Raw genomic sequence first — 14,553 nt, forward strand, 5'->3', positions numbered from 1 at the left:
TCTCCACCGGCTCCTCCCGCTCGCTCATCACGCCTCCCTCCGCAGCCGCACCAGGTCGGTCAGTTCACTGTGGGTCAGTTCGGTGAGGGCGGCCTCGCCGGAGCCCAGGACGGCGTCGGCCAGGGCTCGCTTCGACGCGAGCATCTCGGCGATACGGTCCTCGACCGTGCCCTCGGTGATGAGGCGGTGCACCTGGACGGGCTGGGTCTGGCCGATGCGGTACGCGCGGTCGGTGGCCTGTTCCTCCACCGCGGGGTTCCACCAGCGGTCGAAGTGCACGACATGGCCCGCGCGGGTGAGGTTCAGGCCGGTGCCCGCGGCCTTGAGGGAGAGGACGAGGACGGGAGTGGTGCCGGCCTGGAAGCGGTCCACCATGCGCTCGCGTTCCGGGACCGGGGTGCCGCCGTGGAGCAGTTCCACCGGGATCGCCCGGTCGGCGAGGTGGGCGGTGATCAGCCGGGCCATGCCGACGTACTGGGTGAAGACCAGCACCGAGCCGTCCTCGGCGAGGACGGTGTCCAGCAGTTCGTCGAGGAGGGCGAGCTTGCCGGAGCGGGCGGCCAGCCGTTCACCGACGGGAGTGGCCTCCTCCTTCAGGTACAGCGCGGGGTGGTCGCAGATCTGCTTCAGCGCGCCCAGCAGCTTCAGCACCAGACCCCGGCGGGCGATCCCCTGCGCGGTCTCGATGGCGAGCAACGACTCGCGCACCACCGCCTCGTACAGGGAGGCCTGTTCACGGGTGAGCGGCACGGGACGGTCGGTCTCGGTCTTGGGCGGCAGCTCGGGGACGATCCCGGGATCGGACTTCTTGCGGCGCAGGAGGAAGGGGCGGACGAGACGGGCCAGGCGTTCCACCGCCTGCGCGTCCTCGCCGTTCTCCACCGCGCGCGCGTGCCGGGCGCGGAAGGACTTCAGGGGGCCGAGGAGGCCGGGCGTCGTCCAGTCCAGCAGGGCCCACAGCTCGGAGAGGTTGTTCTCGACGGGGGTGCCGGTGAGGGCCACGCGCGCGGGGGACGGGATCGTGCGCAGCGCCTTCGCCGTCGCCGAGTAGGGGTTCTTCACGTGCTGTGCCTCGTCCGCGACGACCATGCCCCACGGCCGGGCGGCCAGCGTCGTGGCGGTGGAGCGCATGGTGCCGTACGTGGTGAGGACGAAACCGCCGGTCAGGTCGGCCAGGGAGCGATCGGGGCCGTGGAAGCGGCGGACGGGGACGCCGGGGGCGAAGCGGGTGATCTCGCGCTGCCAGTTGCCCAGGAGGGAGGCCGGGCAGACCACGAGGGTCGGTTCGGTGCGGGCGCGCCGGAGGTGGAGGGCGATGACGGTGATGGTCTTGCCGAGGCCCATGTCGTCGGCGAGGCAGCCGCCGAGGCCGAGGGAGGTCATGAGATCCAGCCAGGCCAGGCCGCGGAGCTGGTAGTCGCGCAGGGTGGCGTGCAGACCCGGGGGCGGGTCCGCCGGACGCACCCCGGCCGTGAGGCGGTCGCGCAGGGCCGCGAGGGCGCCCACGGGCACCGCCTCCACGCTCTCGCCGTCGACCTCGGCGGTGCCGGTGAGGGCGGCGGACAGGGCGTCCACCGGGTCCAGCAGGCCCAGTTCGCGCCTGCGGGCCTTGCGGACCAGGGCCGGGTCGACCAGCACCCACTGGTCGCGCAGCCGCACCACCGGGCGGTGTGCCTCCGCCAGCGCGTCCATCTCGGCCTCGCTGAGCGGATCGCCGCCGAGCGCCAGCTGCCAGCGGAACTGGAGCAGTTCCTCGCTGTCGAAGAAGCCGGTGCCGTCGGTCGCCGAGCCCGGCGCGGGCCGGACCACCGCCGTGGCACTGAGGTCCTGCGCCAGGTCACGCGGCCAGTGCACGGCCACTCCGGCCGCCGCGAGCCGGGTGGCCGCCACGCCGAGCAGATCGCCCAGCTCGTCCTCGGACAGGGCCAGGACGTCCGGCGTGTCCTGTTCGGCGAGCCGGGCCAGCGGCGGCCACACCCGCGCGGCGCGCCGCACGGCGAGGGCGGCGTCCACGCGCGCGCGGGGTCCGAAGGCCGGGTCCGCCTCGCCCGCCCACAGGGCTGCCGCGTCGGTCATCAGGGTGGGGTCGGCGAGGCTGTGCACCTGGACGATCGCGGCACCGGCGGCGCGCCCCCGGCCGCCGTCGTCGGACGCGTCGAACATGTCGTACGCGGACAGGTCGAGGCGGAGCGAGACGCGCACGCCCGCGTCCATGCCGGCGGCGACCTCCGCCGCCCAGTCGTGCGCGCCGGGCAGCCGCTGGGGGCGGCGGTCGGCGAAGGGTTTCCCGGCGGCGTGCGGCGCGGCCGGGGTGCGGGGCAGGGAGTCGGCGACGGCGTCCAGGAAGGCGCGCAGCAGCGCTTCCGGCTGCGGCAGCCGGAGCGGGCCGGGGCCGGGCAGGGGGACGGCGTGCCCCTCGTGGGGCAGGGCGGCGGCGATCGCGCGCAGATGCGCGATGTCCTGCGGATCGAGGGGGCCGGCCCGCCAGGCGTCATGGCCGGAGGGGGTCAGTCCGGGGAGCAGCCGGCCCCGGGCGGTGAGCCGCAGCGCGTGCAGCGCGGCCGCGCCCCAGCAGGCGGTGGCGGGGTGGGCGGCGGGGTCGCGGCGGGCGTGCACCAGCAGCGGGAGCGCCCGGTCCAGGGGCAGCGTCAGGGCGGGGACCTGCTTACGGCGGACGCCTGCGCCGTGCGGGCGGACGACGGTCAGCTCGGTCCTCTCGGCCGTCTCGACCGCTCTCTCGTCGCCCGGGCCGCCCGGGCCATCCCGGCCATCCCGGCCGCCCGGGGGCGCCGTGGGGTCCCAGAAGACCATCCGGCCCTCGCGCGGGAGCGGGGCGGGCAGGAAGACGGCGGCGAGGCGCACCGGGACGCCCGCCTCCTCCGCCGGGGACCTGAAGCCCGTACGCACTTGTCCACCTCCCGCCCGCATCCCGGATCACTCGTCTTCGACTCTACGGGCGGGGTCTGACAATCGGTCCCGGCGAGCGGTTCTAGGGGACCGTGCGCGAGACGACGTACACGAAGGGGTAGACGGGATTGCCGTAGTTCACGACGACGTCCAGGGTGGGCGTGGGGTTCTTCTTCTCGACGACCATGCCGTAGAACAGGCCCGTGCGGGCGCCCGGTCCCTTGAACCGCCAGCCCGTGATGCCCTGGTCGCGGGCGCTGATGGCGATCTCGCCCTGCTCGAGGTCGGTCCGGTCGGCGCCGATCTGGCGGAGGAACTGGTCGAGGCCGGCGTGCGTGGTCTGGAACTGCACGTAGAGCCGGCTGGTCTTCCAGTTGTTCGTCTCGTAGTAGGCGACCTGGTTGGACGGGTGCGGGACCGGCACCTGGTAGAGGCGGCGCTGGACCTTGGAGGGCCAGCCGGCGGTCAGGCCGGTCGCCGAGTACTTCGCCTCCTTGTCCTTGCCGCTGTCACGGCTCTGGTTGGCGGAGATCACCAGGTACCCGGCCGGGACGCCGATGAGCAGCACGATGATCAGCAGGGTGAGCGCCCTGCGCCGGATCACATGGCGGCGGTCCTCCGGCGGCCGGGGCGGCTCGTCGGGGGGCGCCGCCTGGCGGGGCAGCGAGGCGGTCATGCGGTGTCCCTGGTGGTGCGGGCGGTACAGGCGGTACAGGCGGTACGGGTGTGACGAACGGTACGGATGTCGCGAGCGGTACGGGTGGTACGGGTCCCGCGGCCGGGGTCGGCCGCGGGGGTCGTGCGGGGTGGTGCCTGGATCATGCGGTGTCCCGGGTGCGGCGGGCGGCGTCCGTGAACCGTTCGAAGCGTTCGTAGCGCTCGACGCGCCGCCGCTTGGCGCGCCGGAAGCGGCGGGCGACCAGGCGCGCGAGGTCCGCGGCGCCGACCATACCGGCCTCCGGGCCGAGCTGGGCGCGGACGATCCGGGCCTCGGGACGGTAGCCGCGCCCGGTGAGCTGGCGCTTGAAGGCGTCGCGCGCGGGGCCGATGAGCAGCTCGTCGGCGGCCGACACACCGCCGCCGATCACGAAGCAGGACGGGTCGAGCGCGGCGGCCAGGTTGGCGATGCCGACGCCGAGCCACTGGCCGATGTCCTGGAGCAGCTCGATGCACATCGCGTCGCCCTCGCGGGCCAGCTCCGTGATCATCGGGCCGCTGATGTCGCCGATCTGACCCTTGACGTGCTCGATGATCCCGTACGCCACCGGGGAGTCGGCGGCGGCGAGCTCCTTGGCCTCCCTGACCAGGGCGTTCCCGGAGCTGTACTGCTCCCAGCAGCCGCGGTTGCCGCACGGGCAGCGGTGGCCGCCGGGCACCACCTGCATATGCCCGAACTCACCCGCGACGCCGTACTTGCCCCGCTTGACCTGGCCGTCCTCCAGGATCGCACCGCCGATGCCGGTGCCCAGCGTGATCATGACCAGGTGGTCCTCGCCGCGGCCCGCGCCGAAGCGCCACTCCGCCCAGGCGGCGGTGTTGGCGTCGTTGTCGACGAGGACGGGCACCGAGAGACGGCCGGAGAGGCGGTCGCGCAGCGGCTCGTTGCGCCAGGACAGGTGGGGGGCGAACAGGACCCGGTTGCGGTCGGCGTCGACCCAGCCGGCCGCGCCGATGCCCACGGCGTGCACGTCGTGCCGGTCGGAGAGGTCCAGGACCAGTTCGACGATGGTGTCCTCGACGACCTTGGGGCTCTTCGACTTGTCCGGGGTCTCGGTGCGGACCTTCTCCAGGATGTTGCCGTCGGCGTCGACGACGCCCGCCATCACCTTGGTGCCGCCGATGTCGATGCCCACCGTCGGCACGCGGGGCGCCGTCAGGTGTGAGCGGCGCTCTCTGGTGCCCACTGTCCGCAGTGCGGGGGCACGCCTGGAGCCGATGGGGGCGCTGAAGTTGCCGTAGGTGCTCATCGTCGCCGATTCTGCCTCACCCTCCGGGGGAGTGCCGAGCCGGGCGGAAGGGGGGGCTGCTGTGCGTCGCGGGGTGCGGGTGCGATGTGGCTGGTCGCGCCCACGCGCGGAGCCGCACATCGATACAACCCCGCGCCCCTTCGGGTCACGACCGTACGAGCAGCTGGAACTCGAAGGAATAGCGGCTCGGGCGGTAGATGTGGTCGCCGAATTCGACCGCGCGGCCGGTGTCGTCGAAGGTGGTGCGCTGCATGGTGAGGAGGGGAGCGCCGGGCTCCTCGGTGAGGCGTTCGGCCTCGGCGGGGGTGGCGGCGCGGGCGCCGATGGACTGGCGGGCGCTGTGCAGGGTGATCCCTGCGGCCCGCATCAGACGGTAGAGGCCGGTGGCCTCCAGCTGGCCGGTGTCCAGGTCGAGCAGTCCGCCCGGGATGTGGTTGCAGAGGTACGCCATCGGCTCCCCGTGCGCGAGCCGCAGCCGCTCCACCCGGTGCACCTCGCTGCCCTCGGCGACCGCGAGCGCGGCGGCGACCTCGGCGGAGGCGGACACGACGGTGTTGACCAGGACGGACGTGGCGGGACGCTGGCCGGCCGCCTCCAGGTCGTCGTAGAGGCTGCTCAGCTCCAGGGGACGCTTGACCTGGCTGTGCACGACCTGGGTGCCGACGCCCCGGCGGCGCACCAGCAGGCCCTTGTCGACGAGCGACTGGATCGCCTGGCGCACGGTCGGGCGGGACAGGCCGAGGCGCGCGGCGAGCTCGATCTCGTTGCCCAGGAGGCTGCCGGGGGTGAGCGATCCGTGCTCGATCGCGGCCTCCAGCTGCTGGGACAGCTGGAAGTACAACGGCACCGGAGAGCTTCGGTCCACGCGGAGTTCGAGCTGCACGGTCGGGTCCACTTCTGGTTTCGGCACCCGCCGAGCGTAGCCCCGAGCGCTGTTGACGGGAAGTTGTGTAGTTCGGTTGTCCGGACATACGGATTGACATCGCGTGGCCTGCGAGGTCACTTTGTTTTCATGCGCATCGGGGTCATCGGGACGGGCCGCATCGGCACGATTCATGCGAACACACTCAGCCGTCACCGCGAGGTCGGATCCCTGATCCTGACGGACGCGGACCCCGCGCGGGCGCAGGAGCTCGCGCTGCGGCTGGGCGAGACGGCCGCCCCCGGGGTGGACGAGATCTTCCGCTGGGGCGTGGACGCGGTCGTGATCACCACGGCCACCTCGGCGCACGCCGAACTGATCGGTCGGGCAGCACGCTCCGGGCTTCCGGTGTTCTGCGAGAAGCCCATCGCGCTGGACCTGGCGGGGACCTTACAGGCGATCGGCGAGGTCGAGGCCGCGGGAACGGTGCTCCAGATGGGGTTCCAGCGCCGCTTCGACCCGGGCTACGCGGGGGCCCGGGAGGCCGTGCGGTCCGGTCGGCTCGGGCGGCTGCACACCGTGCGGGCGCTGACCTCCGACCAGTCGCCGCCGCCCGCCGCGTGGCTGCCGCTCTCCGGCGGGATCTACCGGGACGCCCTGATCCACGACTTCGACTGTCTGCGCTGGGTGACCGGGCGCGAGGTGCGCGAGGTGTACGCCGCCGGGTCCGACGCCGGTCCCGCGATGTTCCGGGCGGCGGGAGACGTCGACACGGCCGCGGCGGTCCTCACCCTCGACGACGGCACCCTCGCCACCGCCACCGCGACCCGGCTGAACGGCGCCGGCTACGACGTCCGCATGGAGCTGGCCGGGGAGCTCGACCAGATCGTGGTCGGGCTGGACGACCGTACGCCGATCGCCTCCACCGAACCCACCGGTCCCCCGGCCGCGGACAAGCCCTGGGGCGGCTTCCTGGAGCGCTTCGGGCCCGCGTACGAGGCGGAGCTCATCGCGTTCGTGGAGGTGCTGCGGGGCGGGCGCGCCAATCCCTGCGACGGGCGGGAGGCGTTGCGGGCCTTCCGGATCGCGGAGGCCTGTGACGTCTCGCGCCGGGAGCGCCGGCCGGTGTCCCTGGCGGAGATCCCGGGAGCGTGAGCCGCCCCCACCCCTCCCCTCGCTCCGGCCGCCCCTCGCTTCACCAGCTCACCGGCAGACTGCGCATGCCGCGCATCAAGGGGCCCGGGAGCCAGTCGCCCGGGGGGCCGTCGAGGGCCAGGGCGGGGGCGCGGTCGAGGAGGGAGCGCAGGGCGGTACGGGCTTCCAGACGGGCCAGCGGGGCGCCCAGGCAGTAGTGCACGCCATGGCCGAAGGCGAGGTGGCCGCGGGTGTCGCGGCGGATGTCGAACCGGTCGGGGTCGGGGTAGCGCTCCGCGTCCCGGTCGGCGGCCGTGAGGCCGATCATCACGGCGTCACCGGCGGCGATGGGCGTGCCGGCGATCTCCAGCGGCTCGGCCGCGAAGCGGAACGTGGCGTTCTCCACCGGGCCCTCGTAGCGCAGGGCCTCCTCGACCGCGCCGTCGAGCAGGGTCGTGTCGGCGCGCAGGGCGGCGAGTTGGCCCGGATGGGTCAGCAGGGCGTGGACGGCGTTGGTGATGAGGTTGACCGTCGTCTCGTGCCCGGCGATGAGCAGGACGAAGGCCATGCCGCGCAGCTCGGCGGGCGAGAGCCGGTCGCCGTCCTCGGCCGTGGTGCGGATCAGGTCGCTCAGCAGGTCTCCGCCCGGACCCGAGCAGCGCTTGTCCTCGATCAGCTCGGTGAGGTGGTCGGCGAGCCGGACGAACGCGTCGTGCTCGCTCTCGGCGCTGGTGGGCGCGACGGCCTCGGTGGTCAGCGCGCGGAAGCCGGCGCGGTCCGGCTCGGGGACGCCGAGCAGCTCGCAGATGACGGTGAGGGGCAGCGGGTGGGCGAGGGACTCCACGAGATCGGCGCGGCCGCGCGGAAGCATCGCGTCGAGCAGGTCGTCGGTGATGCGCTGGATCCTCGGCCGCAGTTCCTCGACCCGGCGCGGGGTGAAGGCGCGGGAGACCAGCGCGCGCAGCCGGGTGTGCCGCGGCGGGTCGGCGGTCAGCAGGTACGGGCCGATGAGCTGTTCGTCGAGGAAGGTGACGCCGACGCGGCTGCCGTCCTTGGACAGCCGGGGGTCGGCGAACGCGGCACGCGCCTCCTCGTGCCCCACGACGAGCCAGGTCTCGTGGTGGGCGTCGGGCGCGGGCAGCCGCACCCGGTGCACCGGGCCGCCCTCGCGCAGGCGCGCGTACACCGGGTGCGGGTCCCGGCGGAACGCGTCGCCGTACTCCCCCAGGTCGATCACCGTCGCCATGGGATCCCCCTCCTCATCGCCCGTCACCACGCCACCCGTGCAACGCGCGGGGGCCTCGGCTAGTGCCCGTCCTCGCCGTCCAGGAGGCCCGCGTCGTACGCCAGGAGGGCGATCTGCACCCGGTTGTTGAGGCCGAGCCGGGCCAGGATGCGGGACACGTGGGCCTTGACGGTGGCGACGCTCATGAAGAGCGCGGCGGCGATCTCGGCGTTGGACAGGCCCCGGCCGACCGCGACGGCGACCTCCCGCTCGCGCTCGGCGAGGGCGGTGAGCCGCTCCCGCGCGCGGGAGCGCCGGGTGTCGGCCGCGGAGCCGGCCGCGTGGTCCATCAGCTGCCGGGTGACGGCGGGCGACAGCACGGGGTCGCCGCCCGCGACCCGGCGCACGGCGTCCAGGATGTCCGCGGGCGGGGTGTCCTTGAGGACGAAACCGGCGGCACCCGCGCGCAGGGCGCGCAGCACCTGCTCGTCGGCGTGGAAGGTGGTGAGGACCACGATCTGGGGGGCGTCCGGGCGGCGGCGCAGCCGTTCGGTGGCGGTCAGGCCGTCCACGGCGGGCATCCGGATGTCCATCAGGACGACATCGGGCCGGACGCGGTCCACGAGCGTCTCGGCCTCCGCGCCGTCGGCGGCCTCGCCGACGATCTCGATGTCGTCGGCGCCGCCCAGCATGAGGGACAGTCCGGCGCGCACCAGGGGGTCGTCGTCGACGAGGAGGAGTCGGATCGCAGTCATGGCCCTACGACACCACGGTTCCCGAGGAGGCCGGCCCCGGCCCCGGCTCCTGCCCCTGCCCCTGCCCCTGCCCCTGCCCCTGCCCCTGCCACGGCCACGGCAGCCAGCCGCGCACCTCGAACCCGCCGTCCTCCAGGGGCCCGTGCGCCAGCCGCCCCCCGGCCAGGGTCGCGCGTTCGGTCAGCCCGATCAGGCCCTGGCCGGAACCGGGGACGGGCGGGACGTCGCCGTCGGGGACGCCGTTGCGCACGAGCACGGTGAGGCCCTCGCCCGGGCCGCCCGCGACGGTGACCTCGGTCTCCGCTCCCGGGGCGTGCTTGCGGGCGTTGGTGAGGGCCTCCTGGGCGATGCGGTAGGCGGTGCGGCCGACGGAGGCGGGCACGGCACCGGAGTCGGTGACGCGCTGGTCGAGCGTCACCTTCAGGCCCGCCTCCCGGGACTCGGCGACCAGCGCGTCCAGGGCGGCCAGCGTCGGCTGGGGGCGCCCGGCGTCGTCGGGTTCACCGGCCCGCAGGACGCCGATGATCTCGCGCAGGTCCTGGAGGGCCTCGTGGGCGCTCTCCCGGATGACACCGGCGGCCCGCGCGATCTCCTCGCGGGGCGCGTCCGGGCGGAACTCCAGCGCACCGGCGTGCACGCTGAGCAGGGTCAGCCGGTGGGCGAGCACGTCGTGCATCTCGCGCGCGATGGCCTCACGCGCCAGCCGCTGCGCCTGCTCGGCCCGCAGCCGCGCCTCCGTCTCGGCGCGCCGGGCCCGGTCGCGCAGGCTCAGCATGAGCTGCCGCTTGGACCGGACGAACATGCCCCAGCCGATGACCGCGACGGCGAGGCTGACCGTGAACACCACGGCCGCCGGGTAGGCCAGGTCGGGGTCGGGGCGCAGCCAGAAGAACAGCGGGACCAGTGCCAGGCTGGCGCCGCCGACGAACGCCACGTACCGGAAGGGGCGGTGCACGGCGAGGGTGAACAGGGCGACCATGCAGGCGCCGCCCGCGGTGTCGGAGAGGAACCCGACCGGGATCATCGCCACGGCGAGGCCGAGCGGCCGGCGGCGGCGCAGCCAGAGCGCGGCGCAGGACAGCACGCCGAGGAGCTGGTCGGTGACGACGAGGGCGCGCGGCAGGTTCTCTTCGCCGCGCAAGGTGTCGGCGGCGATCAGGCCGACGACCACGGCCAGCAGGAAGCAGGTGAAGTCCACGGCCCAGTCGCGCGCGGTGCGCCGGGGCGGCCGCCCGGACCGCCCGGCGTCCGGATCGAGTTCGGCGACGAGCGCGGACGGCAGCAGCCAGGTGCGGCGTACGAGCCGCGGCGCGGTGTGGAGCGCGTCGGATGCCCGTACCGCGCCGCTCTGTCCCCTCATGCCCCTCATGGCCGACAAATCTACGCAGTGGAGGGCACCGGCACCTCCCGGTCGGCGCGGGCTTCGACGAAGGTCGCGCCCCCGTCTACTTTCGGCCCGCCCCGCCCGGCCACGGCGCGCCTTCCGTCTCGGCCGCCCCGCCCGACGGCCGATGCGCGCGACGGCCCCGCCCGGCGAGGCTCGCCGCCATGAAGGAGTTCCTGGAGGTGCTCGGTTTCCTCGCCCTGGTGCAGGGAGTCCTGGGCCTGGTGCACGAGTTCACCCACTGGCGGGTGGGACTCGTGCAGCGGGTCGGCTTTCTGGACGGGTACGAGGTGTACGTGAGCGGGGCGCTGGTGGTGCTGGCGGTGGCGTTGTTCGCGATGGCGGAGAGCCGGGGGCCGGACTGACCGGCCGCGCGGACCGGCTCCGTACGCCTACCAGGAGCCGTACTGCTGCGACGGCTGGGCGGAGTAGTCGCCGGCCGGGTACCGGTCGGCGGGCGCCGGCTGCTCCCAGTCGTCGTTGCCGAGCATCATGTCGGGGTCGAACATGACGATGACCGCGGCGATCAGCAGCACCGCGAGCGGGCCGGCGAGCATGACCAGGAGGAACGACAGGAGGCTGGTGGAGGACTGGGCGACGGCGGAGGTGCCGGTGAGGTGGACGGAGACCGCGGCCATGCCGGTGTAGTGCATGCCCGTCACGGCCACGCCCATGACCAGGGCCGCGCCCAGGCTGGACCAGAGCTTGTGGATGGAGACCGCCGCCCACAGGGCCGCGGTGGCGGCCGCGATGGCGATCGCCACGGACAGGCCCACCGTCACGGTGTCGTAGTGCAGGGTGCCGTTGGTGTGGATGGCGCCCATGCCGAGGTAGTGCATGGCCGCGACGCCGAGACCGGTGACGGTGCCCGCCACGGCCAGGTTCGCCGGGGAGCCGCCCCGGTAGCCGACCAGGAACACGCCGAGGGCGACGACGACGATCGCGACGGCGAGGCTGAGGAGCGTCTTCGTCGTGTCGTAGCCGACCAGGGCGCCCTGGACGCTGAATCCGATCATGGCGATGAAGTGCATGGTCCAGATGCCGCAGCCGATGGCGACGGCACCCAGCGCCAGCCAGGCGGCCCGGCGGTGCGGGCGGCGCAGCGACCTCGTCGTGCACCGCAGCCCCAGGGCCGCGCCCAGACAGGCCATCAGATACGCGGAAACCGGAGTCACCGCGCCGTAGTAGAAGTTGGAGACGGTCGCGGTCATCGAGGGTTCCCTTCACGTGCGTTTCGGCTCGGCCGGTGGCCCTGACCCGGGCGCCCGGCAGTGCCTGATAGGGGATGCAGGACACGGGGGATCCGGTCGATCAGATCAAGCCACCTGGCCGAGTTGTGCATGATTCAATCACACAAAGCACACACTTCCTCCACGTTGCGCATCCGTTCGCCGAATCGATACTTCAGCGCCTGTCACCCGAAACACCGCCCAAATCGCTCATTCCGGACATACCGTAGGGATGCACGCCCGCCTTCGCCCGGCCGACCGTATTTCTGGAAACCCGGATATCTGGATTTATTCACGCACCGCAAGGTCGAACTGATAAGCGGGTGCAATTGGTCGCGCTTTTCCGGGGAGGGGTGGGCTTCGCGCGCTCGGCGAGAGCGCTGAATGCGCCCTGCCTGCGCAAGCCGGCCTTACGTTACCTTCACTTCGTGGACGCAAACCGGCCACAGTAACACTCCCCTCGGGGGGTGAAACGGTCCGGCGTTGCGACTGCATCCGTCCGGGAATGTCGAATCACTGCGATGGGGGGCCTTATGGACATGCGCTACGAGGCGTTTTCGTATGCCGATCCGGTGTTCTACGACTCGCCTGTCCGCTGGGCGACGGTGGAGGAGTTCGACGCCGTCGGCGCGCCGTTACCGGCCGGCTGGGCCGGCAACGCGCGGGACGTGTGGGTGGGGCGGCAGCTCGCGGACGTCGAACTCCCCGACCAGGGCTGGAAGATCCATGTCTCCGCGTGCATGGGCAACGCGGAGCACATCCTGTCGGTGGTCGCCGCCTACTGCTTCGAGAACCGCGTGGCGTTCAAGTTCCTGCGCAGCCCCGCGCTGGTGCAGACCCAGAACGCGAAGTACGCCTCCCGGGGTTCGAGCGGCAAGTTCATGACGCTGTACCCGGTCGACGAACCGACGCTGGAGCGATGTCTCCACGACCTCGACGCGGCCCTCGCGGGACAGCAGGGGCCGTACATCCTGAGCGATCTGCGCTGGCGCGAAGGGCCGCTGTATCTGCGCTACGGCGGGTTCACCGAGCAGTTCTGCCGCTCGGAGACCGGCGAGCTCGTCCTGGCGCTGCGGGAACCCTCGGGCCGGCTGCGGCCGGACGTGCGGCGCGCGGTGTTCGAGGTGCCCGACTGGGCTCCCGTGCCGGCCATCCTGGCGCAGGCGCTGGCCGACCGGGCCAGAGCGAGCACGGCCGAGTTCCGCTACTCCGTGGAACGGGCCCTGCACTTCTCCAACGGCGGAGGCATCTACATCGCCCGGCCCGCCGGCGGGGGCGAGGAGGTGGTCCTCAAGGAGGCCCGCCCGCACGCCGGGCTCGACCAGCGCGGGGACGACGCCGTGCTCCGGCTCGGCAAGGAGCGGGACATCCTCCACCGGCTGGACGGGGTGTCCGCCGTACCCGCCGCCCTCGACTACTTCACCGCCTGGGAACACCACTTCCTGGTCCAGGAGTTCGTGGAGGGCGAGCCGCTGAACCGGTGGTTCGCGCGACGCTACCCCCTGGTCCATCCCGATCCCGACCAGACGGACGTCGACCGCTACAGAGCGGAGGCGCTCCAGGTCCTGGAGGGCATCGAGGAAGGCCTGCGCGCCATCCACGACCGCGGGGTCGTCTTCGGGGACCTCCATCCGCGCAACCTGATCGTCCGTCCCGACGGACGGGTCTGCTTCATCGACTTCGAACTCGCCTCCCCCGTCGACGCGTTCGTCAGACCCGGACTCGGCGCCGCCGGCTTCGCGGCCCCCGCCGACCTGCACGGATTCGCGATCGACCGGCACGCCCTCGACGCCCTGCGACTGTGGATCTTCATGCCGCTGATGCAGCTGACGTCGCTGGATCCGGGCAAACGGGCCCAGTTGGCCGGCGCCGCGGCGGACCGCTTCGGACTGCCCGCCCCCGCCCAGGCCCCACCGCCCTCCGCGGGCCCCTCCTCCTCCCCCTCTGGCCCACCGGGGCGCGACGCGCTCACCGCCCTCTTCAGCGGCGACCGCGCCTCCTGGCCCGCCCTGCGCGACTCGATGGCTGCGGCGATCACCGCCAGCGCCACCCCGGACCGCACCGACCGGCTCTTCCCGGGCGACCCGAACCAGTTCACCCACGACGGCCTCGGACTCGCGTACGGCGCCTCGGGCGTGCTGTGGGCCCTGCACTGCACCGGCGCTCCCGTCGCCCCCGACCACGTCCAGTGGCTCCTGGACGCCGTCACCCGCGAACCCTGCCGCCCCGGTCTCTACACCGGCTCGCACGGTGTCGCCCTGGCCCTCGACCGTCTCGGCCACACCCGGCAGGCGCACAACCTCCTCGACCGGCTGCTGAAGGACCCGCCGGACGGCCAGGGCAGCGATCTCGCCGGCGGACTGCCCGGCATCGGACTCACCCTGCTGCACTTCGCCGGGACCACCGGCGACGCCTCCCTGCACGCCGCCGCGGTGGACACCGCCGGACGCCTCGCCGACCGCCTGCGGGAACCCTCCGGCGAGGGCGGCCCACCGACCGCCGCCCGCAGCGGGCTGATGCACGGCAGCACCGGAGCCGCCCTGCTCTTCCTGCGCCTGTACGACAGCACCGGCGACCGCGAGCTGCTCGACCTCGCGGAAGGGGCGCTCGGCCGGGACCTGGACCGCTGTGTCCTCGGTGAGGACGGCACCCTCCAGGTCGACGACGGCAGCAGGGTCCTGCCCTACCTGGAGTCGGGCAGCGCGGGTATCGCCGCCGTCCTCCACTCCTATCTGCGCCACCGCCCGGATCCGGCACTGCGGCAGAGCCTGGACCGCATCCGCGGCGCGGCCGAGCCCGAGTTCATCGTCCAGCCCGGGCTGTTCAACGGGCGGGCGGGACTGGTCTGGCTGCTGTGCCTGCTCCAGGACGACAGCGGGGTGCACGACCGGGTGATCCGGCGTCACATCCGGCGGTTGGTCTGGCACCTGATCCCCTATCAGGGACACGTGGCCTTCCCCGGCGAGCAGCTCCTGCGGCTGTCGATGGACCTGGCCACCGGATCCGCCGGCGTCCTGCTCGCCCTCGGATCGGCCCTCGCCGACACCCCGGCGCTGCCCTTCTGGCAGCGCACGGCCTGACACCCCGCGG

Annotated in this window: 11 protein-coding genes; 3 read left to right on the forward strand and 8 right to left on the reverse strand. The window is 73.4% G+C overall.

Annotation, left to right across the window (positions count from 1 at the left end; genetic code table 11):
- Window positions 1-27: 27 nt before the first annotated feature.
- The 4 genes from ABZ490_RS15485 to ABZ490_RS15500 all read right to left on the reverse strand — a co-directional run bounded on the left by ABZ490_RS15485 (window position 28) and on the right by ABZ490_RS15500 (window position 5,757).
- Window positions 28-2,907 carry a DEAD/DEAH box helicase gene (locus ABZ490_RS15485; RefSeq protein ID WP_358989469.1) on the reverse strand — a complete coding sequence of 960 codons (2,880 nt, stop codon included), beginning with the start codon at window positions 2,905-2,907 and terminating at the stop codon, window positions 28-30.
- A gap of 82 nt (window positions 2,908-2,989) precedes the next feature.
- Complete coding sequence (locus ABZ490_RS15490) at window positions 2,990-3,583, reverse strand: sugar kinase (RefSeq protein ID WP_358989471.1); 594 nt, start codon at window positions 3,581-3,583, stop codon at window positions 2,990-2,992.
- A 142-nt stretch (window positions 3,584-3,725) separates the two neighbouring features.
- Entirely contained in the window at window positions 3,726-4,874 is a 1,149-nt protein-coding gene (locus ABZ490_RS15495) for an ROK family glucokinase (RefSeq protein ID WP_067246325.1), read from the reverse strand.
- Between the two features lie 145 nt (window positions 4,875-5,019).
- Entirely contained in the window at window positions 5,020-5,757 is a 738-nt protein-coding gene (locus ABZ490_RS15500) for a GntR family transcriptional regulator (RefSeq protein WP_358989568.1), read from the reverse strand.
- 129 nt (window positions 5,758-5,886) lie between these two features.
- Here ABZ490_RS15500 and ABZ490_RS15505 point away from each other — a divergent pair, with 129 nt between their 5' ends.
- Window positions 5,887-6,891 (forward strand): Gfo/Idh/MocA family oxidoreductase, encoded by a 1,005-nt coding sequence (locus ABZ490_RS15505; protein WP_358989474.1) that lies wholly within the window; start codon window positions 5,887-5,889, stop codon window positions 6,889-6,891.
- 40 nt (window positions 6,892-6,931) lie between these two features.
- Here ABZ490_RS15505 and ABZ490_RS15510 read toward each other — a convergent pair whose 3' ends face one another.
- From ABZ490_RS15510 to ABZ490_RS15520, 3 genes are read right to left on the reverse strand one after another with little or no spacing between them, the layout of a single operon-like run.
- Window positions 6,932-8,116, reverse strand: a complete 1,185-nt coding sequence (locus ABZ490_RS15510) for a cytochrome P450 (RefSeq protein WP_358989476.1) — start codon at window positions 8,114-8,116, stop codon at window positions 6,932-6,934.
- A 59-nt stretch (window positions 8,117-8,175) separates the two neighbouring features.
- Entirely contained in the window at window positions 8,176-8,850 is a 675-nt protein-coding gene (locus tag ABZ490_RS15515) for a response regulator transcription factor (protein ID WP_358989478.1), read from the reverse strand.
- A gap of 4 nt (window positions 8,851-8,854) precedes the next feature.
- Window positions 8,855-10,210 (reverse strand): histidine kinase, encoded by a 1,356-nt coding sequence (locus ABZ490_RS15520; protein WP_358989569.1) that lies wholly within the window; start codon window positions 10,208-10,210, stop codon window positions 8,855-8,857.
- Between the two features lie 188 nt (window positions 10,211-10,398).
- Between ABZ490_RS15520 and ABZ490_RS15525 the strand changes: the two genes are divergently transcribed.
- On the forward strand, window positions 10,399-10,599 hold the full coding sequence (locus ABZ490_RS15525) for a hypothetical protein (protein WP_358989479.1): 201 nt from the start codon (window positions 10,399-10,401) through the stop codon (window positions 10,597-10,599).
- Window positions 10,600-10,626: 27 nt separating this feature from the next.
- Here ABZ490_RS15525 and ABZ490_RS15530 read toward each other — a convergent pair whose 3' ends face one another.
- Window positions 10,627-11,445 (reverse strand): MHYT domain-containing protein, encoded by an 819-nt coding sequence (locus ABZ490_RS15530; protein WP_358989481.1) that lies wholly within the window; start codon window positions 11,443-11,445, stop codon window positions 10,627-10,629.
- A 539-nt stretch (window positions 11,446-11,984) separates the two neighbouring features.
- On the opposite strand from ABZ490_RS15530, the gene lanKC reads away from it, so the two are divergent.
- Window positions 11,985-14,543 carry a class III lanthionine synthetase LanKC gene (gene lanKC, locus ABZ490_RS15535; RefSeq protein WP_358989483.1) on the forward strand — a complete coding sequence of 853 codons (2,559 nt, stop codon included), beginning with the start codon at window positions 11,985-11,987 and terminating at the stop codon, window positions 14,541-14,543.
- Window positions 14,544-14,553: the final 10 nt, after the last annotated feature.

The sequence above is a fragment of the Streptomyces sp. NPDC005811 genome, from assembly GCF_040630405.1.
GTDB lineage: Bacteria > Actinomycetota > Actinomycetes > Streptomycetales > Streptomycetaceae > Streptomyces.